Raw genomic sequence first — 23,800 nt, 5'->3', positions numbered from 1 at the left:
TAGATTAAAAATATTGAGCCTTTCCCTGTACATATCACCTTCGTTACTGTATATTTCAACATACTTGGGTAATAATCAAGTAAAATGGTTTAAACTAACCATACAATAGTAATGGAGTGATTTCATGAGTAAAGCTAAGGCTAAGAGCGGAACGGGTAAAGGTACGGGCACTGGAACGGGCAAGAAGGGCTGGAATCGTTGGAAAACAAGTGCCAACAAGAAAAAAAGCGCCAAACCATATGTTAGTAAAGGCGTCAAGCATTCCAGTGATTCAAAAACATCCGGTCACTCTACAGGTGACAAGACAGAAAAATAATTACTTGTCCTACAATCCCACAAAACATACAACATTTATGTTTGTTCCATATTCTCATACAGGGTGTTAAGAGATCTGTATGAGAGAAATGGGTCTTATAGATATAAACCATTAACAATATCCAAATGAGGCATAAGAGTACGGCTATTTTACATACCATCAAAAAAGACACTCCAAAACCCGGCAGTGTCTTTCATTTTTATTTTTTTCATTTTTTTCTTTTTTATCTAATTTGGCTTTTGGGTTTGATAGCATTGATTTTTTTCGGGGAAAACTCTGTACGGAAGCCGTTAGTGGCTTTTTTAACAGAGTTTGTAACCGAATGTATCGCTTCACCAACGTCCTGGGCAGAATCCAATAATGGTTCAACCGTTTTCATTTTAGCTTTTACATCGTCGGTGATTTCATTTGCAGTTTGCAATAGTTGTTTCGATTCGCCGGATAAATCGTGGATGGCATTTCGCACCTCAACCAATGTGTGATTGGCTTCCCCTATCGTGACCATTCCCTTTTGAAGTGTACTTATCAAAAATACGACCAACCAAATGAAGGCTAAAGCGATTGCAGCCACACTATATTGAATAATCAAGATAAAGCTCCCCCTCTGAATTAAATGGTAGAAACAATTGCTTTTAATAGGTTAGTGAATCCCGGGGTGCCTGTTTTTAAAGATAAATGATGATTCTATCTGAGTTTTATTTGAACCCCCCCAGCTTTAGTTCGAGTTGAAGGAGCTGACGGTGTGAATAAATCCTTGGGGCGGCCTTCCAAACTGGCTTCTTTCATGGTATTGGTTACATTATGAATCATTTCCCCAACATCTTGAGCGGATTCCAGCAATGGATCTACATTTTCCATCTTCCCTTTTACATCCGCAGTAATTTGATTGGCAGAGTGGATCAGTTGTTTGGACTCTTGCGTCAATCCATGGACAGCATTTCTTACCTCTTCCAGTGTCTTATTTGTCTCTTCGAGCGTTCCCATTCCTTTACGCAGCGTCTGGTTGACATTATATATCAAATACACGACGGCTCCGGTGACACTGGCAACACTTAATTTAATGAACATTTTCATATATCCACTCCTTTCATTTAAATTTATGCATTGTCCCTTTCATTCATTCCCTATAGTCCATTACTTGTCCGATCAGTTTTAAAGAACCATTTACCTTTCCCCAAAAGAAGTTTAAAGGGTAGTTTAATGGATAATAGTAAAGGCGTGTAATCATTGTTACGACGCATGCTTAAAAGAAGAACATGTAAACATGATGCTGGAAAGCATTCGCTTGGATCGGGAATGTGCGGATATTTGCTCTTTTTTAGCACAGGCGATAGGTAGAGGAACCCCGTTTATTTCAGAGTTGGCTAATGTTTTGTCAAGATTTGTGAAAGCTGCGGAAATGAATGCAAAAAACACGATCATGAACAGTGTCAAAAATGTGCCGAGGCTTGTTTGTGATGCGCAGAAGAATGCAGAAAAATAGTCGCTTGATGTAAGGATAGCATTAGCTATTCCTTTAAGACTATAGACAAATTCGATGAAAATCGAGTTTGTCCATTTTTATGGCTTGTACAATTTGGACGTTGATTGAAACGTAAGGCTCGCTTTCTGCGGGGTCTCCCCTAGGCGCGATTTTCTAAGCAGGAGTCTCGTACACCCGCTCCAATCAACTTTGTCCTACCTTTTAGATAGAACACTGTTGCCTGGAGTGAGTTTTGTTTTAAGTATTAAAACCTGAGGTGATGAGGATGACTTCTAAACATGATTCTATTCAGCTAGATCAGCTTGAAATGATTACTATAGATCAACTTGTGCCACCGAACCATTTGGTTCGTAAAATGGAGGCTGCCATTAAATTTAAAGAAGATGGCCAATTGAACATGGCCAGGTCCAAAAATGGCCTAACATAGTGCACTCGTAGAGCCCCAATCTCATAACTTTAGGCGAAATTCAGAGGAAATTTCAAAAGGGGTTCAGAATTTATTAATTCCGTACCCCTTTTGTCTACAAACTGTAAGGAATAGCATTAGCTATTCCTTTTATTATCCTTCCCCCTTACCAACTGACTACTTTTTGAACCTATTAAAGGATGATGATATTTCTTATATATTCTAACGAGGTGTTTGTTGAAATTTATTTACCAAGAAATTTCAACAAATACGAAAAACATCTATTGAAAATCGCCCTTTTTAGGCACACTAGTATTAAAAACAGGAGGATATTATGACACCTCGGAATGTTCCTGCTAAAGATGATTTAGAAGTTAAAGATACCCCCGCTTCACCTGAGAAGGAAAGTGAAGCAGCTAAACTCAATCGATTATTAGGTGCAGTCATGCGATATTTATCAGATGATGAGCAAGAAGAAATCGATATAGAGTATCTTCTCGAAAACACCGAAGGGCTGCGGGATTGGTGGAGCGAATATAGGGAGCTTGACCGAAAACGGGTCGAAGAGGAAATTAAAAATTCCCTGACGGATCTATCCCTCGAAGAACTTGAAAACATACGAGAACAAATCCGTACAAAGGCATAAAAAAAATCCCTGCATAGGGATTTCAGTTTGTAAAATGGGGTTCTACCTAAAATATATAATAAGACTAGATTATCCTTCATCATGTTTTTTACTATAATCCTTATTGGATTGAACAAATTTGCGACACTCCTGCCGAGTTACTGGCTAGCCGGGACACCACAGCCTCTTTGATGCGGCTTGGCAGACAGTAGTCGGAAAGGAATGGATTTCTGAAATTACATACTTTGTTGCTATTTACCAGGTAGTGAGTTGTGGTTGATTTCCCCTCCAGATGCTCGCTTTCCGCGGGGCGGGCGGTGAGCCTCCTCGGCGTAAACGCCTGTGGGGTCTCACCTGTCCCGCTGCTCCCGCAGGAGTCTCGCACTTCCGCTCCAATCAACCTTAAATAGTTTCGTTTTAAAAACAACAATCTTTACGAAAAGAGCCTAAATAAAAAACGGCAGTCAAACTCGCTTTTTTTTCGAGTTTATCTTCTGAAATCCCTGCATTGTGATTTAACCAGATCATTCATGAATTCATACCCAAAGACACTTTTTGAATTTAACAATCATTCCGTTCATGGGCAAAATACTTCCTCGTATTCAAACGCCACTCAAGGAACTTAGTTCTAGTTGATCGATCATGGAATCAACCAATGCATGCAATGGATTTAAAACTGTCTGTCCTGTCTGAAGTTCATATCTCCTTGCCGCTTCGACCATTGATAGTTGAGCTACAGACAGCCGTCTATTTTCGTTTTTAAACTGGGATAAATAATTCATGATTTCCTGATTATATCTTTCTCCCAATCCCTGCATAATGAATTCAAAGGCATCGTCGATAATGATGACTTCAAAATCCACAGTCCCAAATTTTTCAGCATGTGCAGTTAAACGTTTGACCGTTCCTTCAACAGTGGCAGGGTTCGTGAATAATATCATTTGCGGCTGCTGCAATTGGCAAATTTGCTCAAAATATGGTTCATCGATTTTAATGATGGGCATGGGTAAAGATAGTTGTTCTTCGTTTAATAAAGCAATATAGTTTGTACAAGTTATCAGGATGGCATCCACTTTACATTCGGCAATCCATTCGACCTGTTGTTTAACCTTTTTTTGAGCATCCGAATAATTAAAATTTTCATCCGTTGACACCCGTTGCATCAATCCCGGATCTACAAAATGAAGCCATTCAATATCGAATTTCGAGAATGCGTTTTCTATGTATTCTACATTTGTATAGTGTGCATGCAAACAGCCTATCTTTTTTTTCATAAATCTCCCGCTTTCGTCAGTTAGTATTCTGATTATTCTAACACAAAAACGCGACACGTTGACCGATGGCAGCAAAAACGATGAATAACCATGTCCCTCCTATATCGGGGTAAAAGACTGCTTCTTTGAGCCAGATTGCTCAGTAGGTATGAATCGGGCTCTTGAGCATATATTTATCAAGGCGATAACAAGGGGAATCATCAGGAAAATGGAACATCAGTAACCAAATTGCTGCTCATTTAAAGTAAAGTAACCATTAAGAGAAACAAACCGAAGTCAGTTAAAAAACATTATATTGGAGAGTGTTCACCATTCTTTATTTAATTGCGATTCTTTTCCCTCCATTAGCGGTTTTATTGGCCGGTAAACCCATTCAGGCTGTGCTTAATTTGGTCCTCACACTATTTTTTTATGTCCCTGGATTAATTCATGCAATCCTAGTGGTGCATGACAAGAAAGCGGATAAACGAATGAAGCGGCAAGCAGCGTTTATTGCTAAACTGAAACGAACGACTTAGTGATTTATGCAAACACCAATAACCCGAATGCAATGTATTCGGGTTATTATTAAAAGAATTCGTTTAATTGAATCTGTGCGTCTTTCTAATCCCTCTATGATAACAAGCGTCACATATTTGAAAACGTGAGTCATCAGGCAGCCTTTTTCCACAGCGCTTGCATTTTTTTTGATAATTCAACATTTCATCTTTTAACTGATCATGAACGCCATCACTGATTTCTTCACGGATACGCTCCCAATAAACAGCTTCCGTACGCTTACCCATCCGATATAAAAATAAAAGATGAAGACCTATCGCTTTATAAGATAGCTCCAATTCCTCAAGATTCCTTGTCTTGATGATCGGTTCAGGAAGGTCACTGTTCTCGGCAATCGCTTCGACCGTTTCCAGCCACTGTCTGATCAGACTTGGTTCTTTTGCCGAAAAAGGAATATGCAGGAAACCATATAAATCCATTAAAGAAAAACGAGCTTCGATTTCTGTATCCCGTATCAGTTCGTAAAGCTCCCTTTCTTCCGATAGCGAAGCCTTTTTCGTGCCTTTAGGAGGCTCAAACCTCTCCCACATTTCGAAAAATGTCCCCAGGTTCCGGTAATATTTTTGAAAACGTTCAAATACAGCAGAGGTTGGGGCGATTGTGAAGGTTTGAACTGGCTCATCTACCTGTTCCAGCAACTTATTCATGATTTTGATTTCTGCTGTAAATGCTACCTTCCCCGTGTCATAAATCCCTTTTCTACCCGCTCGGCCTGCGATTTGCTTGATTTCTTGAGAAGTCAATCTTCTTCTTCGTGTCCCGTCGAATTTTTCATTTTCAAGAAAGACGATGCGGCGTATTGGCAAGTTCAATCCCATTCCAATCGCATCGGTGGCAACGACAACTGATGTTTCACCGCGATTGAATAATTCTATTTGCCGTTTTCTATTTTCAGGAGGCATACTGCCGTATATCATGCTGACATTATGTCCACTCTCTTTAAGCCGGGATGCTGTTTCCAGTACCTGCCTTCTAGAAAAACAAATGAGGGCATCCCCTTTTTTGGTATACTTCAGTCCAAACTCCCTTTGTTCCACCTCAAGCGGTATTTCCCGTCTATATTCGTGAAGTTCTAAATCTGCTTCATTCAGAAGGTTCAGAAGCATCTTTTTGATATTATTGCTCCCGATTATGTGTACTTCATTCGCATTAGCTTGCGTAATTGCCCTAAACCAAGAAAAGCCTCGATCTTTATCGGCAATCATTTGGGCTTCATCTATGACGATTACTTCATGGTAGTCTTTTTCATGAAACATTTCAACGGTACTGGAGACATGTTTCGCACCCTCAATAGCCTTTTCTTCTTCACCGGTTTTTAATGAGCAAGGTACACCATCCGCATTTAATTTATCAAACACTTCCAGTGCAAGCAGTCTAAGTGGAGCCAGGTACATACCACTTTCCGCTTGTTTCATTTTTTCCAGGGCCTTATGCGTCTTCCCTGTATTGGTCTCACCTATATGCAAAACATATCTAACTTTTTTTCCTAATGATGGAGTATAGGCCTTACCGATGATGTCATCGATCATCCTTTGCTCTTCTGCCCGCTTCCTGGCTTCTTCTGCCAATACTTCAGCTTTTCTTCTTTCTCTGTTCTCCACGTCTTTTTCAAATATTTCTTCGTGCAATATTTCATTAAAAGGAATTCCTTCAAGCTTCAGTAAATCAGAAAGGTATTCTTCCTGAAGCTCATCAAAACAGGACTGAGACAAATCGGCCAATTCATCGCTTAGTATACCTTGAAGGGCATCGTCCGTCAGCCTTTCCCCATATGACTCCAAAAAATCATGATGCAGGGCGGCAGATAGATGGTTCAAGTATTTGTCAGGGGCTAATTTCATTATGAAATCCGAAACTAACCTTTCATACCTGTAGTAGTAATTTTCATATTCATAACGGTTCCGGCCCCAACCGATTAACGAATGGATATCGCCTGTCAGCTCTTCGAAAAAGTCAGTGACCATTAGGTATTCGGCAGCTTGAAAACCGCCCTCTTCAACTAATTGTTCTTCAAGCAAGTACGGATCGACATATTGGAATTTAGGCTTATTCTTCAGATCTTTTGCCATTATACCGGCAATATAATACCTGACATGTAAATATAAAAGAAGTGAGTTATTTTCGAAAAATGAATGGGCTTCTTCTTGCAGCCTTGCGCGTATTTTCCAACGCTGTTTGGCAAGCCGCTGTTCTTCTTGTCGCCTAAAGAATTTCTCCCTTGCATTTTTATATCTCTTCTCCCAATCTTCTTGATTGTCGGCAAAGGTTTTTTTAATCCACGTTAAGCCATCAAATGGGCGATACTTCTTTAATTCGTTCCGGAACATGCTATTGATCAGCTTATGGTCTGAACCTTCCGTTACAAATCCCCTTTCGCTTAAAAAAGCCTTTTTTTCCTTTCTGGGCACATCATTTGATGCTTTATTTATCCAAACATTAATCCAAATTTGCTCAATAAAAGTCGTCCTGTCTGATATATATGCTGAATAAGAAGGCATTGTCTCTTGATTCTCTAAATAAAAATCAATATCCTGGATGATTTTTTCTTTTGTATTCTCTATAGCAATAGGATATATACTTTCTAATTTTCCCATAGTGATCCCCTTTTGAATTATCCAATATGTACTTTATTACTTCCTTTTATCCTCCCCAAATTCTTGTTTAAAATGAGTTTGGTACATTCGTTTTATCATTTAAATTCATGAGCTCCGTTATCATGAGAGGATGCAAAAATGCCAGGTTGCTTTGCTTTCCAAGGTGAATATCAAAAATATGCCAAATATGCACATTAAAGTTACTCTCACCATTTCATTTACAGTATAATGCTATAAATACTGATTAGAATTTATGGATTATGAAGAGATACCCAGCCTTGGCCAGAATCGTTTTATAATCAGGAGAATTTAATGATAATAAAAAAAAGCCGAAAATTAAGTAAAGGTCCATTTTTCAACTTTCCCGATTACATGATTCATCCATAATACAATTCCAACCCCTTAATTGAGTTTAGAGGAAATCCGGGCAACTGTCACGATATTCAGATTACGCTTTTGTGTCTTTGCTTTGAATATAAGAAATAACATCAGAAAACCTAAAAAGAATATAGATAAAAAAAGGAGCCTGAGAATGATTCAGCAAGATATCAACTATTATAAAAATTTTGATTCCATCGCTAAAGAAGTATTAGCACTATTAGCTCAAACCATTGAGGTCAATACATTTTTCCTTTCTATAGTGAATCCCATCCAGAGTTTCATGATCAAGTCCTTCAATAGAAATGCAAAGTTAATTTGTGAAGGTGACATCCTTCCTTATAATATGGCTTATTGTAAATTAGTTGTTGAGAATGGCTTGGAACCACTCGTTATCCCGAATTTATGGAAACATGAATTGACTAGTGACCACCCTGCAACGAGGTTTATCGGGAATGGGTGTTTTATGGGAGCTCCCCTAATAAATGAGGATGAAATCATTGGGACATTATGTGCATTCGACATTAATCCTCATGTTTTTAAAGAATATGACCTAACCCTCATTAAGTCTATGGCAGCTTTGATTAGTCATGCCATCAATCTTGAAAAAGGGATTATCAGGGATCCTTTATCAGGTCTTTATAATCGGAACTTCATTTATAATTATTTTGATTATCATCAAGATAAAACGAACGATGAAATGGCCCTTCTTTACATCGATCTTGACCATTTTAAATTTTTTAATGATTCCTTTGGACATGATACTGGTGACGGCGTCATCAAAAAGGCTGCCGAATGTTTTTTGCAAACCGTCCCCGAAGGCAGTCAGGTGGCTCGAATCGGTGGTGATGAATTCATTGTATTATTAAATCCTTCGCATTGTGAGGATTTAATGAAAAGCACTCAGCAAAACGCTGAATTATTATTGAACAGTTTATCCACAATGCCCATTACCATTAATGGAAATGATCATTTTGTATCAGCTAGCATAGGGATTAGCTTTTATCCTCATCATGGTATGGAAATGGACTCACTTTTGAAAAAAGCAGACCGTTCCATGTATATGGCCAAAGAGTCTGGACGGAAAAATATTCAATACTTCCACCCTGAGTGATCATGTAAAAAATAAAATGCTCTTTTCGTAAAGATTGTTATTTTTAAAACAAGGTTGATTGGAGCGGAAGTGCGAGACTCCTGCGGGAGCAGCGGGACAGGTGAGACCCCACAGGCGTTTACGCCGAGGAGGCTCACCGCCCGCACCAAGGAAAGCGAGCATCTGGAGGGGAAATCAACCACACCGCACTACTTAGTAAATAGCAACAAAGTATGCGAAAACAGCCAAATAAAAAAACCAGTTCTCCTTAGGAGACTGGCTTTCTTTCACCTTTAAAAAATCCAACGTTTCGCTTTCAGCCTTTGCAAAAGCTTGAGCAGGTCGGCATTTGCCTTATGTATCCGTTTCTCGGATGGTGAAGCGGAGGGGACCGGGATGTTAACTCTCTCGGGCTTTTTGTTCATATTCTGAAAGACCCTTCCTATTCTTTGATTTTGAATAGTATATGCGGGTTAACCATTAAATATCATAAGGAAAGGAAAAACCCCTTCCTTTTCACAAAACACTTTTTAACCGGCTGAAGCGTGCAGCTTTTTCTTTTTGTTTCAGAATGATGCGTTCGTTCTGTTTCATCACTTTTTTAGTGTGGGGACTTAAACCTACATCGGGTATTTTAACCTGTGGTTTGATTACGGCAACTGACACGTCGTTGCCGGCTTTATCATAAATGCTCATTTATCCTTCACCACCTGGTTTTTGTTTTATGACCATATCGAACATCATGATTAATAATGCTATCAATAAACAATCGACTTCTGAAACGAAGCTTTCTGATTTAACGTCAAGGATATAGGGTTCCATCAAAATACTAACAGGCTGCAGAGCCATTTTTTCTTCATCATTATAATACGTATCTTCTCTTTCCAATGTAGCACGAATGGTACTGCCATTCAAGTTCGGAACCCCATTTATCACCGACTGCTTGTCCTGTTCGGTTTTGAAAGGAAGGATTTTCACGTTCATCCCTTCCTTTGCTGCATATGCTTGAAGGAGAATGCTCAAATAAGCCAAGTATTCCTTATTCGTTTGATAATACTCAGGTATTCCTTCTTTCTTTAGGAGATGAAACATATTCTTGACCTTTTCCCTATTATCCGTTAATAGTTTATCACTTTCCGCAACAGCTTTTGTTGCATAGGATAGCTCGTTATCGCCAATCTTCGATATATACATGCTCAAGAACACAAACATATCAATCAGGATGAATACGATAGCCATGATCAAGAAATTTTCCCACTCATTAAAAATGCTCATCGGATAGAAATTCCAATAAATCAGTGCTCCCAGTATAAAAATGATATACCAGGTTTTTCGAATCGCTTCAATCCTTTTACTAACCTTCTCTTTATATTTCCAAGAAAGAATGACATAGGCTAATAATGCAATAAATACTACCCATACAAAGACTCTGAAAAACATTAACAATCGATTTATCCCCCTACCATTCAGCTGCTACATTCCTTATCCCGTCCTCTATATTATTCATTATATATACCTCTATTCCCTGCCTGAGACGGGTGAAACTTAAACATTTGCCAAAAGAAAAAACACTCCACCCAATGTGATTTTACAGATATCTTTATCATTTATATTGTGGGACATCATAGTAAATAACCGTATAAATTCTATGATATGATATGTATTAATAAAAGCTATGATTACTATTGGAGGAAGCTATCATGATGAAAATTATTAAGATCCTCATTTCTACTTTTATACTCTTGTTACTTTTCCTTAACCTCTATCCTCCGCTTGGAAGACGGACAAACAAAGAAAAGGTAAGAAGTTTCACTACTAAAGAGAATTTTGCCAAAGGGAAATTCCAAAATCAGATTCCTGCCAGTCAAGCGATGAGTCTTAGGCATACTGGTTCCATTTTACGTGATTTCATAAAACCTAATCCAAAGAGGAGGCCCGACAGTCCCATTATAATTGGAAAAAAAGAACCCGCTTCTAAGAATTCCAATAAAATCACCTGGTTTGGTCATTCTGCATTCATGTTGGAGTTAGATGGGAAAACCATTTTAGTGGATCCCATGTTTGGCAAAGCACCCACTCCCTTTCCATGGTTCGGGAACAAGCGCTTTAGCGGGGAGCTGCCTTTTGATATCGATATGCTTCCTCCTATCGATGCCGTCCTGCTTTCACATGATCACTACGATCATTTGGATTATTTCTCGATAAAGAAATTAAAAGATAAGGTCAACCAGTTCATTGTCCCACTCGGTGTCGGTGGACATCTAGAAAGATGGGGCGTTAAACAAGAACTGATTCAGGAACATAATTGGTGGGATGAAGCTTCATTCAAGGACTTGCAATTTATTTGTACACCTGCAAGGCATTTTTCTGGTAGAAGTTTAGGCGATGGCAATACGACACTTTGGTGTTCTTGGATAATTAAAGGAAAACAAGAAAAGGTATATTTCAGCGGCGATAGTGGTTATGGCAGCCATTTTAAAGAAATCGGCGAAAAATATGGTCCATTTGATTTAACTTTAATGGAATGCGGCCAATATGATGAACGTTGGTCAACCATCCATATGATTCCGGAAGAAACTGTTCAAGCACACATCGATGTACAAGGAAAACGGATGATCCCCATTCATTGGGCAGGTTTCACATTGTCTTTTCATGACTGGACAGATCCGATAGAACGGGTAACAAAAGCGGCCAATGACCTGGGTGTCCAGGTCTGCACACCTCAAATAGGCGAACCGGTAGTGCTTGGTTCAACGGACTTCCCTCAAACAAGATGGTGGAAATGAAAAAAGGGGTTCGGAAAACGTATCATTCATCAAATGATGTTCCCGAACCAAATGACCCAAAGCAATACCTTCCCCCCTCAGGTCTGGTTTCTATCTAAATGTTATATCTAAGTTGATTGGAGCGGGTGTACGACACTCCTGCGGGTAAAGCGCGTCTAGGGGAGACCCCGCAGGAGTCTCCCTGACCGCCCGCGGAAAGCGAGTGCCCTACGTTCCAATCAACGTCCAAACAAGCCAAAAAAAACTGTAGACAAACTCGATTTTCATCGAGTTTGTCTACAGTCGAAAGGTCCATCCATATTGGGATGGACCTTTTTCATTTACAATTTCCCTTCATTATACTCAAGATTCACTTTTATTGAATGCTCTTTCTTCACTCCAAAATAATTGGTGCCTATTACGCCTAAAATGATTAGTATCGAACCCAATATATCATAGATCGTAAGCTTTTCATTTAGAATGAGAGCTCCTGCCGCAATCGTGACAACAGTGGAAAGATTGGCAAACACACTCATTTGCGACGCTTTTATTTTTGATAAAATCGTATTGGATAATAATGAAGTGACCAATGAAGCCAATATTCCCAAATACAAAATGGAACTGATGAATTCCATGCTCGACCATGGTGTAAAGAATTCCGCCATCGTACCTTGTTTTAAATGGGTAACGAGTGCAGCTGCATTAAAAATGACAAAGCCTGTTCCCATCATGAAAAAGGACATTTCACCTGGTGTATGGTTCCTGGCAAGTGAACGGGTCATCGTTGTATAACAAGCAGTTGCAATACAGGATAGCAGGATCAATACCATCCCAAGCATGTCAGAAAAATTGATGCTGCTCCCTTTCATCACAAAAATAAAAATGACCCCAACTACCGACAAGAAAATCGAAAGTTTTTGATATAAAGATGTTTTCTCCTTAAGGAAGTATCCAGCTATCATCAATGTTAGAATTGGAGTGACGGCTGACAGAATTCCAGCATCGGTGGATTGCGAATACTTAAGTCCGAAAGTTTGAAAGGCAAAGAAAAGAGTTGGGAATAATAGGGAAAGTGGTACAAGATTTTTAACCGACTCCCAAGAATAGTTCACCTTTATGACTTTTACGGCGACCAGGAATAAAATGATGGCGAAAGAAATCGTGAACCGGAACGCCAAAGTATCAAGCGGATTCGATTCAGCAATCGCCATTTTCGTGAATAAAAAAGATAGGCCGACAATACTTGAATGAAATAGCGCTAACATGTATGCAAATGATCGGGATTTCATGGCTGCAACTCCTCAACTAGATTACTATATTCCTATTTAGGTATAGTACCCTTTGCATCTGTATTGCAACCCAAGTTAGAGATAAAAAAACTGGTCTTTTTCTGGATATTTAACGAATTTTTAAGCCTATTACAATAATGTATGGTTGAATTAAATCTGAATGCATCTTATCGTAAGAAATATTAATCGACAATGACAGAGTTTTTTGGATAGGTTTCTTCTAATTCAATACTATTGCAGGCAATTGGTTCTTCAAAAGCGGTCTGGGCTTTCTGTTTTCTTTTCAAATACATACTGATGGCATAAGCAACTGTGAAGTTTATCAATAAAGCAATTAAGCCTATATTAATATTCAAGAAATTCATCTGAGCCAGATGCATTCCTATGGCGAACAGATTCCCCGCAATGAGGCCCGCTGCAATACCTGCAGGTCTTATGGAGCGAAAAAAGAAAATCGATAATAATCCAGGCAGGAATTGCCCAAAACCATAATAGGCTGTGTTGATCAAGTTCAGCATCAAGCTCGGCGCCAGCAATGTTAACCCCATCGAACACAACAGATAGAAGGACACCAAATCAGCACAAACAACATGATAACAATATCTCTTTTATGAAGAATCATATTCATGCCTTAACGGTGATGCCAGTTTAATTTACTAACAACACTGTAAAGTATGATCATTTACTGTTTCATCTATGATAAAATTTCAACGAGGAAGCGAGGTATACATATATGTTGGTTACTATTGTAATTTTCGTTATGGCTGGTCTGGCGGAAATTGGCGGCGGTTACCTTATTTGGCTTTGGTTAAGAGAAGGTAAATCCATTTTTCTAGGTTTAGCCGGAGGTTTCGGGCTGGTGTTATACGGCATCATTGCAACATTTCAAACGTTCCCTACCTTTGGCCGTGTATATGTTGCATATGGCGGGGTTTTCATTGTTCTTTCTGTTTTATGGGGGTGGGGCATCGATAAGAAAACCCCTGATTTATATGATTGGATTGGAGCTGTAATCTGTTTGATCGGTGTTTCAGTCATTATATGGGGCCCTAGACAGTAAAAGAATTAAAGGGCATAAGACCCTTTAATCAGACTGTAGATAAACTCAAAGAAAAGCTGGAACGTTTTTTTATAAAAAAACGTTCCAGCTTTTCAGAAATCGGCTCCCATTCCGCCAACTGTCTGCCAAGTCTCATCAAAGCAAGCGTCTTGGTGTCTCGGCTACCAAGTTTTTCTTGCAGGAGTGTCGCAAAGTTCTTCAATTAAACATTTGAAAACGCATACATAATTTATGATAATCTTTTTCATAAACTGGTTCCCAAATAGAATACAACTCATGTTTATTAGTTAGTTGCACTATAAAGGGGCGGTTTAATTTCGATTTGCATTTTTTTGTCATTTGATAGAGTAAAGTAAGAAATAAGGGTAACAAGTAAAACAACTGCGCTTAAGCAATAATATGTGTTTTGGAAACCCATGAATGAATACATACTACCCGCTACAGAAGAAAAAATAGTAATGGCACTCTGTTTCGCAAAATTAAATGCCAGTAAATAAATGGTTGCACTTAGCCTAGTATCAAATACTCCTGTAATGTATTTAAAAATGGAAACTAAGAGTAAGGGCATTTCAAAAGCTGCAATCAACCTGAATATTGATAAGAGAACAGGGCCCGTAGCTATTGCACTTCCAAAAATACGAACGAAAGTTAATACACCGAAAAGAATCAGCCCATTTTTAGCACCCATTTTATTTACGATCACAGGGGCAAAAATCATTAATATGGCTTCAAGTCCAACTTGAATGGAGACTAGCTTACTAAATATATCCGTTCCATATTCTTTAGAAGAAAAGAATTGTACATAATAGTTAGGAAACTGTTGATCGAACACATCATATATGGCGGCCGTGCCGATTATTAAGAATGAAAGGTACCAGAAGTTCTTTATTTTAAATATCGAAAAAACAGCTTTTTTACTAATTTCATTTCCTTTATCCTTCGAGCCTACTGACTTGATATGGTCTTGACCTTCTATTTTAGCCATAAATAATAAGATAGCTAAAAAAACTGCAGCACCTGATGCAAACCAAAAAATTGAATTAGGGTTTTTTACAAACATTACTCCCCCAATCAATGAGGCCGTAGCCCCTGCTATAGATCCGAATAACCTTACCCTGCCATATTCAAAACCATTATTACGACTCACTCTTTCTATATAGGATTCAACAACCCCCACCCCGCCGTTGAATACTGCACTAAGGTATACACTTCCTATAATTGCTCCTATAACTATATTCGCTTTTAGTAATGGGGCATAAAGGAAGCTGAAGAAAGGCCCCATAAACATTAAAAGGATTACGACAACCCAAAATAAGTTTTTTTTGAATCCCAATTTATCTGAAATGATTCCTAAAAAAGGTTGATAACATAGTGCAATTAATGACATCGATGAAAAAACAATGCCTGTTTCACTTGGGTTAAGACCGGCAACATCTTCTAACCATAATGGGAGGAAACCAAGAACGATTGCCCAAATTATAAAGTAAAAATAAAATAGTCCTCCAAAATTCCAAAAACCTTTAGAAACATTCATATAAGGTCCCCTTTACGTATTATATAAGTCAAATTTAACTATGCTAAAATGCAAGTGAATCTTTCCACGGCATTGCAGAAAGATTCCAAGCTGAATATTAATATTTCATCACTAGCTTTTACTTTAACTTTTATTCACCGCATCCGGTAATGGGATCCCAAAGTTTGGAGAGCCATCCTGGTTCCATTTAAATACTTGTGCCCGTGTATGACGATTGGGATCATACAAGGGGTCCCCTTCAATTTCGGTATAATTACGGGCATGGTAAATTAAAATATCCTCGCTCCCATCCTCTGAAACTGTAAAGCTATTATGACCTGGTCCATATTGTCCATTTTCCGGTGCACTTTGAAAAACAGGATTTGGAGATTTAGTCCAAGAAGCAGGGTCTAACAAATCACTATCTTCCTCAGCCGTTAGTAAACCCATGCAATAATTATGATCTGTTGCACTGCATGAATAAGTAATGAAAACCTTTCCATTTCTTTTAAGCATTGCTGGACCCTCATTTACATGGAAACCAATAGTCTCCCAAGGTAATTCAGGCTTTGAAAGCATTACCTGCGGCCCCTTAATTGTCCAAGGATTTTCCATTTCCGCAATATATATATTGGAATTACCTTTAATGTTAAAATCCCTTTGAGCCCATACATAATATAAAATACCTTTATGTTCAAAAGCGGTAGCATCTAATGAAAAAGATTCCCATTCAGTCTTAACTTGTCCCTTATGAATCCATTCTCCCTTTAATGGATCGGGACTTTCATTCTCAAGTACAAACATTCGGTGGTCGAACGTTCCGTTTACCGGTTGGTCGGTTCTCGCTGCAGCGAAGTAGATGTACCATTTTCCCTTTATAAAATGAAGTTCTGGAGCCCAAATCAGTGAGCTTTGCGGTCCAGTCTCATTTTTTCTCCAGACAGTAATAGCCTCCGCTTTACCTATTCCTTGAATAGTTTTAGATCGCCTGATTTCAAGTCGGTCATATTCTGGTACGGATGCAACAAAATAATAATAGTTATCCGAATGCTTATATACCCAAGGATCTGCTCTTTGTTCAACAATTGGGTTCTTATAAGTTTGCATTGTATTCATATTTTAGTCTCCTTTGTGTTTACGTCTACTCTTTGAATCTTGTTGCAATTATCTATTTCGATAACGATATCTGAAATTTTTTCTGACGGCTGAGATCCCCCCTATTGGATATATTTAATATTTTTTGCTCCGCCCGATAAATCTTAATGATAAAGAAATCGATAATTAATACGGACTAATTTTACAAAAGTGTAAATATTCTTAATATTTATCCGTACAAATAAATAATAATTTGTCTTTTTAAAGATGTCAACGCTTTCTTTTGTTATTATTTTGAAAATTTAGATGAATATATTGCATAATTTATACGTACATCTTTTAAAATTCATTTGAACCTTGTTAGATTGAAAGGTGAATGGTGACACTGAGAAAAACCATTTCTATATCGAAACCTTTATGTTAACTATCTTGTCTATAATTCAAGCAATTATAAAACCACTTGTGGCCAGAAATCACTTTCCCCTTATTGACAAGTTTACTGATCCTCGATACATGCAATTTCCCCCTCCGAATACCATGGTCAAATTATTCAACTAAGGATTGCCCAATTCTTGATGCGCTTAAAGATGCCCCTCTTATCAAAAGAGGGCTCAGTTTGTATGTTCCAATCAACGTTCAAATTGTACAAGCCATAAAAAAACTGTAGCCAAATCGATTTTCATCGAGTTTGACTACAGTCTGAGCCCTATTAAAGAGGGCTTTTACCTAATATAGTTTTAAGCTTCCAAGGCTTCTTTACGCTTTCTTTTCCTTGATTCTGTTATTAGATCATAACCAAGATAAAGGATGATGGCTCCGCCTAACAATTTAACATATAACGGAATGTCCGCTACAAAGAAATAAATCATAGAGAATAATGTCCCTATAATGCATAACCAAAAAATTACATGTTTTAAAATTTTCAAAGTATTGACTCCTCACAAAAGATGAGATTAATTTCTAGTTCGCTCCACTTCAAGGGAGAATTAATTATCCGTACCATCATTCTAACATTTATTCTTTATAGTAAGAGTGACTCATATTGCGAAAATATGAACATTTAAGCAACTTTTCTCAAAAGTAGGTCACGCCAAACAACTCCTGGAAAACCTTTACGCTATTTCTTGTCAATTTTCCATTTCATTTATGGCAAAAAAGACTAAAAAAACAAATAGGCATGAAATGACAGCATGGGTATCCAAGCACTGCATTTCATGCATATAGTTCACAAGACGTTCATTTTATTGGCTTCTACGCCCATTTCTTCAGTTGGTTCCGAGTGATCATGTTTATAATAAGCCATTTTCACTGGAACGAATGATAAGGCAACTGCAGCAATGAGACCCGGAATGGCGAAGGCGATGAAATTCAATTGGATGGGCAGCGAGATGGATAATAAAAATCCGCCGAGTATGGGCCCGAGCATGCCGCCAATCCTTCCGATACCAGATGCCACCCCTAGTGCAGTCGATCTAATATTCGGCGGATAGTACTGGGAAACATAGGCTTGTACAAGGTTTTGGGCACCAATGGTACAGGCTCCAGCAATCGCTACCAATGTGTAAATCACAAATGAGCTTCCGCCCATTCCCAATAGCGTCAAACTTACAGCACCAAGCGCATACATCGGCACAAGCATTTTCTTGGAACCATAACGATCACAAAGTTTAGCGATGATTAGCGTGCCTACGATAGCGCCGCCTTGAAGGACGATCAAGAAACCTAAGCTTGAATTCAACGCATACCCTGCCTCGATCATTAGCTTTGGAAGCCATGTATTCAAGCCATATACCATCAATAAGCACATGAAAAAGGCGATCCAGAACATCAATGTGCTAAGAGTACGGGAATCCTTAAACAATCCAACAATCGGCATATTGGCTTCTGTTTTTTTCACTTCCACAAGTTCGTCCTTGATGTCGAATTCACTTTCCGGACTTACCTTGGATAATATTCTGATTAGTTCTTCCTTTTTGTTGACTCTGATCAGATGGGTCGAAGCCTCTGGTAAACGTTTCATCATGAAGGGTAAAAACAACAATGGTATTCCGGCAAACCAGAATATTGATTCCCAACCCAGTGTCGGCATAACCAGGATGCCCAGTATCGGCGCAAGCATCCCTCCGAATGAGTAACCGCACAAAACGATTGAAACGACCATGCTCCGCATCGTTTTCGGTGCATAATCCGTCAATAAGGCAATGACGTTCGGCATGATGCCCCCAAGCCCTAACCCCGCCAGGAATCGGAAAGTCGAAAACATCGTAGGCGTATCCGCAAATCCACATAAAAGCGTAAATAAACTAAATAAAATAAGTGTAATCGCGATTACGTTTTTCCTGCCAATCCGATCTGCTAATGTACCAAAGAAGATGGCCCCGAACAACATTCCAAATAGACCGTAGCTGCCCATGGCCCCAGCTTCCACGGAAGTAAGGTTCCATTCCTCTGTCAATAACGGGACGACTGTTCCGTAAACGACAAGGTCATAGCCGTCAAAAAGGATAATGATAAAACACCATGCCAGCAATCCTAAATGAAAGCGGTTAAATTTACTGTTGCCAATTACCTCGGTCGTATTAATTTTAGCCATAAAATCTTTCTCCTCTCTAGGTGACTGCAATAATTCCATCCAAATGATAGCGCTTACGTAATCATTCAAAAAATATTCGACTCACATATTTTTATACAAATAGTGAACCGAGTTATCTAATTGTTATTATAAATGCTAATTATCTGATATTTCAATAAAAACTTTCACATATTATTCATAATTCTTGAAGCCTTCACATAACCCGGTTACTAACATGGTATTCGCAATTTCTGGATATCATCTTTTTTTATACGGATCTTCAACGTACCAAACCAAAAAACAACAAAAAACCAGTCCCTTATCGGACTGGTTTCTAATTATTAAAGTAGTAAGCCGCTATTGCCGTATTCAAGTAAGAAAGTTTTAAACCACCACTCCTCAAAGTGGGTGTTTGCAGAAGCAATCCTGTTGTCCAAGTCAGTGACGAGGCATAACATTCCTGTTTCAATATAAAACTCCCTATTACAGCTTAAAGGTTAAAACTTAATTATCATTACGAACAACGCAGCTTGTATAGTTATAATACCGAAATATCTTCAAACTTGCAAGTTTAATCATTCCCATGCAACAAAAAAATTTCATGCCGGACATTAAGCTGGTGCAGCCAAATTAGTTTCATGCCCAAAACGTCAAATGGCACTCTGATTACACTATCCGTCCCCCACTTTCATTGATATCATTTCAGGGAATATCATACTTGGGTAAGTAAATATTTTAAGATAGAATGTGCAAGATAAAATGGAGACGGAATTGAAAGCGTTTGTCTTCCAAAGATCATCGGATGTTCAACACTATAATATATTCTAAATACCATTTGCAAATACATGGAAGGAGTCTATAATATTAACTAATAGATTTGATTGGAGTGACTGATTATGCTATCAAACATTGGTTTTCCCGGTTTAATTTTAATCCTTCTTTTAGCTTTAATTGTTTTTGGACCGAACAAGCTGCCTCAAATCGGACGGGCAGTCGGCAACTCACTTAGGGAATTTAAAGATGCAACCAAGGGAATAACAGAAGAAATACAAGAGGAATTCAAAGATGACGTACAAGCTGCAAAAAAAGAAACGATAAAATGAAAAAGACGCCTGCACGCAGCAGGCGTCTTTGATGCGTTTGTGGCGCAGAACCGTCAGGCCACATCCCGACGTTTAGCTAAAAGCTTGTTCTTCGACTTACACAAATTAGCTCATCGCTTTATTAATATAACATTAAACTTATATTTTATCAAGTGATTTAATGAGCAGCCTGTTAACGGCATCCATTGGGAAGTAATTTAAATCCCTATTTATAGTTTATTCATATTCTATAGACTGCTTTGGGGGTTTTTAGATATATTCTATCGAGTTGTTTATTAAAATACTGTTCTGCAAAACCGTTCAACTTCATTACAAGTTCATTGTCAATTGAGTCAATTGATCCGAGGAAACGGCCACTTGATTGAACGCTTCATTAATTTCATCGAATATTTCATTCAGCTCTGTCATTTCCTTGGTGATCTTAATATTCTGCTCTTTCACAAAAAGCATGGCCTTTGCTATATCAGTAAAAAATATGCCCGTTTCTTTTCCTTGTTTCGTGCCTTTAGTAATTTCCCCGCTAACCATGGAAATTGACGTGTTCATGACATTGGTAAAATGAGCGATTCCATTAACCAATTTCACTACTTCAGATACCGAGTCCTTGGTATTTTCCGATAGCTTCCTTACCTCACCAGCGACAACCGCAAATCCTTTACCATTTTCACCAGCTCTTGCCGCTTCGATCGCTGCGTTCAACGCCAACAAATTCGTTTGCTCGGCAATTGAAGTGATGATCGTGACAATTCGTTCAATTTCCTTTGAAGTATTGGAAAGCTGCTCCATATCTTTTGAAATGATCGTCATTTGATCCTGCGTTTTCACCAATCTTTTCTCTAATCCTTGTAACAGTTCCACTCCCTCATTTGACTTTCCCTCTGCATGTATGGCAATCTCGGACCCCTTTTGGGTGAAATCATGAATTTCCCCTACCTTATTTGCCATTAATTGAGTTGCTGAACTGGTCTCTTGACTGATTGCTGCCAATTCCTCTGCATTATGATTGACCTGTAGTTTCATCGTCTCTTTTTCTGCTAAGTCTTTTTGGCGAATCTTCTCATTTTCAAGTTCATATGCTTCTAAAACTATTTGCTGCTCTAAATTAAAAATTTTAGTGACAGCCAGAATGTTATCTTGATATTGCTCAATATTTTTTATGTTGGAAATCACATGAAGGATCAATGATTGCAATAAATCCTGAAATGCACTCATATACCATTTTGGCGGAAGTCCAATTCGCACATGTACTTGTGCGATAATATAACGCTGTTTAATATACGCATCATCAATGGTTCCGCTAAACATTTCGAACATATGACGATGCAGTGTCTTTTTCAACCTATCAACAGAACCATTGTCCTTAATGATTTTCATTAAAGAGGGTTCATTTTCTAGATTTTTATAAAAGTTCTCTACAATTTGTGTCAAATGTTCCTTCACTTGTTCCTGTAAAGAACGAATTATACACAAATCCTCGATGCTCAAATGAATCATTTCCACTTGATTCAATACGCTCGGATATTCCTTGATATTGATACTGACGTGTTCTTTATATTGCGTATAGTCTATAGAATCTATCTTTTGTTTATTTCTCCATATTCTTTTCATGATTGAATTGCCCCCCATTTTTTAACCCATATATACTATTTCGACATAAAGTCTGTTTATCTTAATTCACTTTGAAAAATTTTCTTCTTTCACATAATACTTATGAACGATATATGTCCAAACAAAAAAAGACACTCCAGAGAGTGTCTCAGACCGTATACTTTTTTTGAGAGAGTGTAGAATATGAACGTTGATTGGAACGTAGGGCACTCGCTTTCCGCCGGCGGTCCGGGAGCCTCCTCGGCGCTCTTGGTGCCTGTGGGGTCTCAATTGGACGCTCTTTTCCCGTAGGAGTCTCGTACCTTCCGTTCCAATCAACCGGAATATATTTTTAAGAAAAAACTGTAGGCTGGACTCATTTCGAACACTTGGATAAGCTCGCGACACTCCTGCTGAATAAATAGCTAGCGAAAAACAAAAACATGAAGGATAACCAAGTTTTCATTTAAAATCTTGGTTCGGGGAGATAGCCTTCCTAACTCCTTTAGTCGTCAAACTGAAACGCTCAAAAAGTGTCTTTTTCAATGATCTTTTTCCTGCTGGTTAAGGTTGGAATGCTTACGGGAATAAGCGAAGTAAATGACTACTCCGATAGCCATCCAGATTAAAAACCTTATCCATGTATGACTCCCTAGCTGAATCATCAAGAATACACAAAAAACGATTGCCAGGCCAGGAACGAGCGGTACTGCCGGACAATAAAAAGCTCGTTTCATATCCGGTCTTGTTTTACGTAAAACGATAACCGCTACGGAAATCATCGTAAAAGCAGTCAATGTTCCAATGTTGACCAACTCTGCCAATTCACCAAGAGGTATGAATGCTCCCAATAGGGCCGCTATCATACCAAATATCCATGAAGCTGCATAAGGTGTTTTATATTTTTTATGAAGTTTTGATAAGGATTTTGGCATCAGCCCATCACGTGACATTGCAAACATAATTCGCGTTTGGCCATACAACATTACCAAAATCACCGTTGTCATTCCGAGGAAGGCACCTAGATCGATGATACCTGCAACCCAATTTTGTCCTGCGCTTTGCAAGACCAAAGAAATCGGGTGATCAAGAGCCTGGCTGAATTGTGCATACGGTACTACACCAGTCATGATCAAACTTACCGCCATATAAAGCACTACACAAATGACTAATGAACCGAGGATTCCCCGTGGTAAATTCCTACCTGGATTTCTTGTTTCTTCAGCCGCAGATGCAACTGCATCAAAGCCGATGAAAGCAAAGAACATTAAGGCGGCAGTTGAAAATACTCCATCGATACCAAATGGCATGAAAGGCTGCCAGTTTTCCGGTTTCACATAATAAATAGAAGAAACGATGAACAACAACACTACCAACACTTTAATAACGACCATGATATTATTGATTCTAGTCGTTTGTTTCGTACCTATGGAAATCAAAAAGGTTATCGCCATGACGATCAAAAAGGCCGGCAAGTTCATATAAGTCGTGACACCTTCGACCGAACCCGGTGCCGCCGTCAATTTCTCTGGAAAGTTAATTCCGAATCCACTTAAAAATGATTGGAAATAGCCCGACCACCCGGCCGATACGGCACTAACAGCCAATAAGTATTCAAGAATCAAATCCCATCCGATTATCCAAGCGGCGAATTCACCTAAAGTTGCATAAGCATACGTATAAGTCGAACCGGATACCGGCACGGAAGCTGCAAATTCTGCATAAGAAAGTGCAGCGAATAAACAGGCAAGCCCAGCAATGACGAAAGATAATGAAAGTGCAGGACCAGCATTCACTGCACCAGTACCTGTTAATACAAATATGCCTGTCCCAATAATCGCTCCGATTCCTAGCATCGTTAAATCCCAAGCTCCTAGTTCCCGTTTCAATCCTTTACCGCCGGAACCTGCGTTTTTCAACAAGTCCTCAATGGACTTCTTCCTAAAAATACTCATGTTCTTTCCTCCGTAAATTTTATAGACTATTCTGAAAACTACAGACAAATAAATTCACTTACCATTTATATCGAAGAAATTTCGACAAATTTCTACAATTCCTGAATTGTCTGACTTTCAAATTATACGTATTA

General features: G+C 38.6%; 22 protein-coding genes, 1 other RNA gene and 1 pseudogene. 9 read left to right on the top strand and 15 right to left on the bottom strand.

All coding sequences use genetic code 11. From position 1 onward, the window contains the following. The first annotated feature begins 124 nt into the window (after window positions 1-124). Window positions 125-316 carry a DUF3934 family protein gene (locus ACJ9PY_RS12275; protein WP_034312059.1) on the top strand — a complete coding sequence of 64 codons (192 nt, stop codon included), beginning with the start codon at window positions 125-127 and terminating at the stop codon, window positions 314-316. A gap of 223 nt (window positions 317-539) precedes the next feature. On the opposite strand, the gene ACJ9PY_RS12270 is transcribed toward ACJ9PY_RS12275, so the two are convergent. Beyond that, window positions 540-905 carry a DUF948 domain-containing protein gene (locus tag ACJ9PY_RS12270; RefSeq protein ID WP_057277700.1) on the bottom strand — a complete coding sequence of 122 codons (366 nt, stop codon included), beginning with the start codon at window positions 903-905 and terminating at the stop codon, window positions 540-542. A gap of 95 nt (window positions 906-1,000) precedes the next feature. Further along, window positions 1,001-1,390 carry a DUF948 domain-containing protein gene (locus tag ACJ9PY_RS12265; protein ID WP_411740128.1) on the bottom strand — a complete coding sequence of 130 codons (390 nt, stop codon included), beginning with the start codon at window positions 1,388-1,390 and terminating at the stop codon, window positions 1,001-1,003. 130 nt (window positions 1,391-1,520) lie between these two features. Here ACJ9PY_RS12265 and ACJ9PY_RS12260 point away from each other — a divergent pair. From ACJ9PY_RS12260 to ACJ9PY_RS12250, 3 genes and pseudogenes are all read left to right on the top strand, one after another. Further along, window positions 1,521-1,774, top strand: a pseudogene (locus ACJ9PY_RS12260) (four-helix bundle copper-binding protein). A 290-nt stretch (window positions 1,775-2,064) separates the two neighbouring features. Then, window positions 2,065-2,226, top strand: a complete 162-nt coding sequence (locus tag ACJ9PY_RS12255; RefSeq protein WP_411740341.1) for a hypothetical protein — start codon at window positions 2,065-2,067, stop codon at window positions 2,224-2,226. A 313-nt stretch (window positions 2,227-2,539) separates the two neighbouring features. Continuing rightward, a complete protein-coding gene (locus ACJ9PY_RS12250; protein WP_098936493.1) occupies window positions 2,540-2,851 on the top strand; it encodes a hypothetical protein in 312 nt (103 codons plus the stop codon). Between the two features lie 581 nt (window positions 2,852-3,432). On the opposite strand, the gene ACJ9PY_RS12245 is transcribed toward ACJ9PY_RS12250, so the two are convergent. Beyond that, window positions 3,433-4,104 (bottom strand): hypothetical protein, encoded by a 672-nt coding sequence (locus ACJ9PY_RS12245; protein ID WP_411740127.1) that lies wholly within the window; start codon window positions 4,102-4,104, stop codon window positions 3,433-3,435. 311 nt (window positions 4,105-4,415) lie between these two features. Here ACJ9PY_RS12245 and ACJ9PY_RS12240 point away from each other — a divergent pair, with 311 nt between their 5' ends. After that, the gene (locus tag ACJ9PY_RS12240; protein ID WP_411740270.1) at window positions 4,416-4,622 is read left to right on the top strand and encodes a YqaE/Pmp3 family membrane protein; all 207 of its coding nucleotides are present in this window, start codon (window positions 4,416-4,418) and stop codon (window positions 4,620-4,622) included. Window positions 4,623-4,685: 63 nt separating this feature from the next. On the opposite strand, the gene ACJ9PY_RS12235 is transcribed toward ACJ9PY_RS12240, so the two are convergent. Continuing rightward, window positions 4,686-7,256 carry a helicase-related protein gene (locus ACJ9PY_RS12235; protein ID WP_411740126.1) on the bottom strand — a complete coding sequence of 857 codons (2,571 nt, stop codon included), beginning with the start codon at window positions 7,254-7,256 and terminating at the stop codon, window positions 4,686-4,688. A 532-nt stretch (window positions 7,257-7,788) separates the two neighbouring features. Here ACJ9PY_RS12235 and ACJ9PY_RS12230 point away from each other — a divergent pair. Beyond that, on the top strand, window positions 7,789-8,748 hold the full coding sequence (locus ACJ9PY_RS12230; protein WP_411740125.1) for a diguanylate cyclase: 960 nt from the start codon (window positions 7,789-7,791) through the stop codon (window positions 8,746-8,748). A 495-nt stretch (window positions 8,749-9,243) separates the two neighbouring features. On the opposite strand, the gene ACJ9PY_RS12225 is transcribed toward ACJ9PY_RS12230, so the two are convergent. Further along, the gene (locus tag ACJ9PY_RS12225) at window positions 9,244-9,423 is read right to left on the bottom strand and encodes a hypothetical protein (protein WP_034312075.1); all 180 of its coding nucleotides are present in this window, start codon (window positions 9,421-9,423) and stop codon (window positions 9,244-9,246) included. Continuing rightward, window positions 9,424-10,167: a type II toxin-antitoxin system SpoIISA family toxin gene (locus tag ACJ9PY_RS12220; RefSeq protein ID WP_223255799.1), complete on the bottom strand. Its 744-nt coding sequence runs from the start codon at window positions 10,165-10,167 to the stop codon at window positions 9,424-9,426. Between the two features lie 260 nt (window positions 10,168-10,427). Between ACJ9PY_RS12220 and ACJ9PY_RS12215 the strand changes: the two genes are divergently transcribed. Beyond that, window positions 10,428-11,513: an MBL fold metallo-hydrolase gene (locus tag ACJ9PY_RS12215; protein WP_336619042.1), complete on the top strand. Its 1,086-nt coding sequence runs from the start codon at window positions 10,428-10,430 to the stop codon at window positions 11,511-11,513. A 320-nt stretch (window positions 11,514-11,833) separates the two neighbouring features. Here ACJ9PY_RS12215 and ACJ9PY_RS12210 read toward each other — a convergent pair whose 3' ends face one another. Next, the gene (locus ACJ9PY_RS12210; RefSeq protein ID WP_411740124.1) at window positions 11,834-12,781 is read right to left on the bottom strand and encodes a DMT family transporter; all 948 of its coding nucleotides are present in this window, start codon (window positions 12,779-12,781) and stop codon (window positions 11,834-11,836) included. Window positions 12,782-12,963: 182 nt separating this feature from the next. Continuing rightward, complete coding sequence (locus ACJ9PY_RS12205) at window positions 12,964-13,317, bottom strand: hypothetical protein (protein ID WP_411740123.1); 354 nt, start codon at window positions 13,315-13,317, stop codon at window positions 12,964-12,966. A 197-nt stretch (window positions 13,318-13,514) separates the two neighbouring features. Here ACJ9PY_RS12205 and ACJ9PY_RS12200 point away from each other — a divergent pair, with 197 nt between their 5' ends. Then, the gene (locus ACJ9PY_RS12200; protein WP_411740122.1) at window positions 13,515-13,841 is read left to right on the top strand and encodes a YnfA family protein; all 327 of its coding nucleotides are present in this window, start codon (window positions 13,515-13,517) and stop codon (window positions 13,839-13,841) included. Window positions 13,842-14,124: 283 nt separating this feature from the next. Here ACJ9PY_RS12200 and ACJ9PY_RS12195 read toward each other — a convergent pair whose 3' ends face one another. From ACJ9PY_RS12195 to ssrS, 5 genes are all read right to left on the bottom strand, one after another. Beyond that, window positions 14,125-15,375 (bottom strand): MFS transporter, encoded by a 1,251-nt coding sequence (locus tag ACJ9PY_RS12195; RefSeq protein ID WP_411740121.1) that lies wholly within the window; start codon window positions 15,373-15,375, stop codon window positions 14,125-14,127. 123 nt (window positions 15,376-15,498) lie between these two features. Then, on the bottom strand, window positions 15,499-16,470 hold the full coding sequence (locus ACJ9PY_RS12190; RefSeq protein ID WP_411740120.1) for a family 43 glycosylhydrolase: 972 nt from the start codon (window positions 16,468-16,470) through the stop codon (window positions 15,499-15,501). 716 nt (window positions 16,471-17,186) lie between these two features. Then, a complete protein-coding gene (locus ACJ9PY_RS12185) occupies window positions 17,187-17,375 on the bottom strand; it encodes a hypothetical protein (protein WP_053534951.1) in 189 nt (62 codons plus the stop codon). A gap of 299 nt (window positions 17,376-17,674) precedes the next feature. Then, window positions 17,675-19,042, bottom strand: a complete 1,368-nt coding sequence (locus ACJ9PY_RS12180) for an MFS transporter (protein ID WP_268936971.1) — start codon at window positions 19,040-19,042, stop codon at window positions 17,675-17,677. A 326-nt stretch (window positions 19,043-19,368) separates the two neighbouring features. Beyond that, window positions 19,369-19,556, bottom strand: a non-coding RNA gene (ssrS, locus tag ACJ9PY_RS12175) — 6S RNA. A gap of 361 nt (window positions 19,557-19,917) precedes the next feature. Here ssrS and tatA point away from each other — a divergent pair. Further along, window positions 19,918-20,124, top strand: a complete 207-nt coding sequence (gene tatA / locus ACJ9PY_RS12170; protein WP_145505702.1) for a twin-arginine translocase TatA/TatE family subunit — start codon at window positions 19,918-19,920, stop codon at window positions 20,122-20,124. A 309-nt stretch (window positions 20,125-20,433) separates the two neighbouring features. On the opposite strand, the gene ACJ9PY_RS12165 is transcribed toward tatA, so the two are convergent. Further along, window positions 20,434-21,732 carry a protoglobin domain-containing protein gene (locus tag ACJ9PY_RS12165; protein WP_411740119.1) on the bottom strand — a complete coding sequence of 433 codons (1,299 nt, stop codon included), beginning with the start codon at window positions 21,730-21,732 and terminating at the stop codon, window positions 20,434-20,436. A 521-nt stretch (window positions 21,733-22,253) separates the two neighbouring features. Next, window positions 22,254-23,666: an amino acid permease gene (locus tag ACJ9PY_RS12160; RefSeq protein WP_187049371.1), complete on the bottom strand. Its 1,413-nt coding sequence runs from the start codon at window positions 23,664-23,666 to the stop codon at window positions 22,254-22,256. Between the last annotated feature and the right edge of the window lie 134 nt (window positions 23,667-23,800).

Origin of the sequence: Peribacillus sp. S4, from assembly GCF_046715815.1 — a bacterium.
Lineage (GTDB): Bacteria > Bacillota > Bacilli > Bacillales > DSM-1321 > Peribacillus > Peribacillus frigoritolerans.
This window is presented reverse-complemented; position numbering and strand designations above follow the sequence as displayed.

Excerpts from the sequence above, each read along its gene's own strand:
- ACJ9PY_RS12275 (WP_034312059.1), top strand. The coding sequence starts at position 125 with ATGAGTAAAGCTAAGGCTAAGAGCGGAACGGGTAAAGGTACGGGCACT.
- ACJ9PY_RS12265 (WP_411740128.1), bottom strand. The coding sequence starts at position 1,390 with ATGAAAATGTTCATTAAATTAAGTGTTGCCAGTGTCACCGGAGCCGTC.
- ACJ9PY_RS12255 (WP_411740341.1), top strand. The coding sequence starts at position 2,065 with ATGACTTCTAAACATGATTCTATTCAGCTAGATCAGCTTGAAATGATT.
- ACJ9PY_RS12250 (WP_098936493.1), top strand. The coding sequence starts at position 2,540 with ATGACACCTCGGAATGTTCCTGCTAAAGATGATTTAGAAGTTAAAGAT.
- ACJ9PY_RS12245 (WP_411740127.1), bottom strand. The coding sequence starts at position 4,104 with ATGAAAAAAAAGATAGGCTGTTTGCATGCACACTATACAAATGTAGAA.
- ACJ9PY_RS12235 (WP_411740126.1), bottom strand. The coding sequence starts at position 7,256 with ATGGGAAAATTAGAAAGTATATATCCTATTGCTATAGAGAATACAAAA.
- ACJ9PY_RS12230 (WP_411740125.1), top strand. The coding sequence starts at position 7,789 with ATGATTCAGCAAGATATCAACTATTATAAAAATTTTGATTCCATCGCT.
- ACJ9PY_RS12225 (WP_034312075.1), bottom strand. The coding sequence starts at position 9,423 with ATGAGCATTTATGATAAAGCCGGCAACGACGTGTCAGTTGCCGTAATC.
- ACJ9PY_RS12220 (WP_223255799.1), bottom strand. The coding sequence starts at position 10,167 with ATGTTTTTCAGAGTCTTTGTATGGGTAGTATTTATTGCATTATTAGCC.
- ACJ9PY_RS12215 (WP_336619042.1), top strand. The coding sequence starts at position 10,428 with ATGATGAAAATTATTAAGATCCTCATTTCTACTTTTATACTCTTGTTA.
- ACJ9PY_RS12210 (WP_411740124.1), bottom strand. The coding sequence starts at position 12,781 with ATGAAATCCCGATCATTTGCATACATGTTAGCGCTATTTCATTCAAGT.
- ACJ9PY_RS12200 (WP_411740122.1), top strand. The coding sequence starts at position 13,515 with ATGTTGGTTACTATTGTAATTTTCGTTATGGCTGGTCTGGCGGAAATT.
- ACJ9PY_RS12195 (WP_411740121.1), bottom strand. The coding sequence starts at position 15,375 with ATGAATGTTTCTAAAGGTTTTTGGAATTTTGGAGGACTATTTTATTTT.
- ACJ9PY_RS12190 (WP_411740120.1), bottom strand. The coding sequence starts at position 16,470 with ATGAATACAATGCAAACTTATAAGAACCCAATTGTTGAACAAAGAGCA.
- ACJ9PY_RS12180 (WP_268936971.1), bottom strand. The coding sequence starts at position 19,042 with ATGGCTAAAATTAATACGACCGAGGTAATTGGCAACAGTAAATTTAAC.
- tatA (WP_145505702.1), top strand. The coding sequence starts at position 19,918 with ATGCTATCAAACATTGGTTTTCCCGGTTTAATTTTAATCCTTCTTTTA.
- ACJ9PY_RS12165 (WP_411740119.1), bottom strand. The coding sequence starts at position 21,732 with ATGAAAAGAATATGGAGAAATAAACAAAAGATAGATTCTATAGACTAT.
- ACJ9PY_RS12160 (WP_187049371.1), bottom strand. The coding sequence starts at position 23,666 with ATGAGTATTTTTAGGAAGAAGTCCATTGAGGACTTGTTGAAAAACGCA.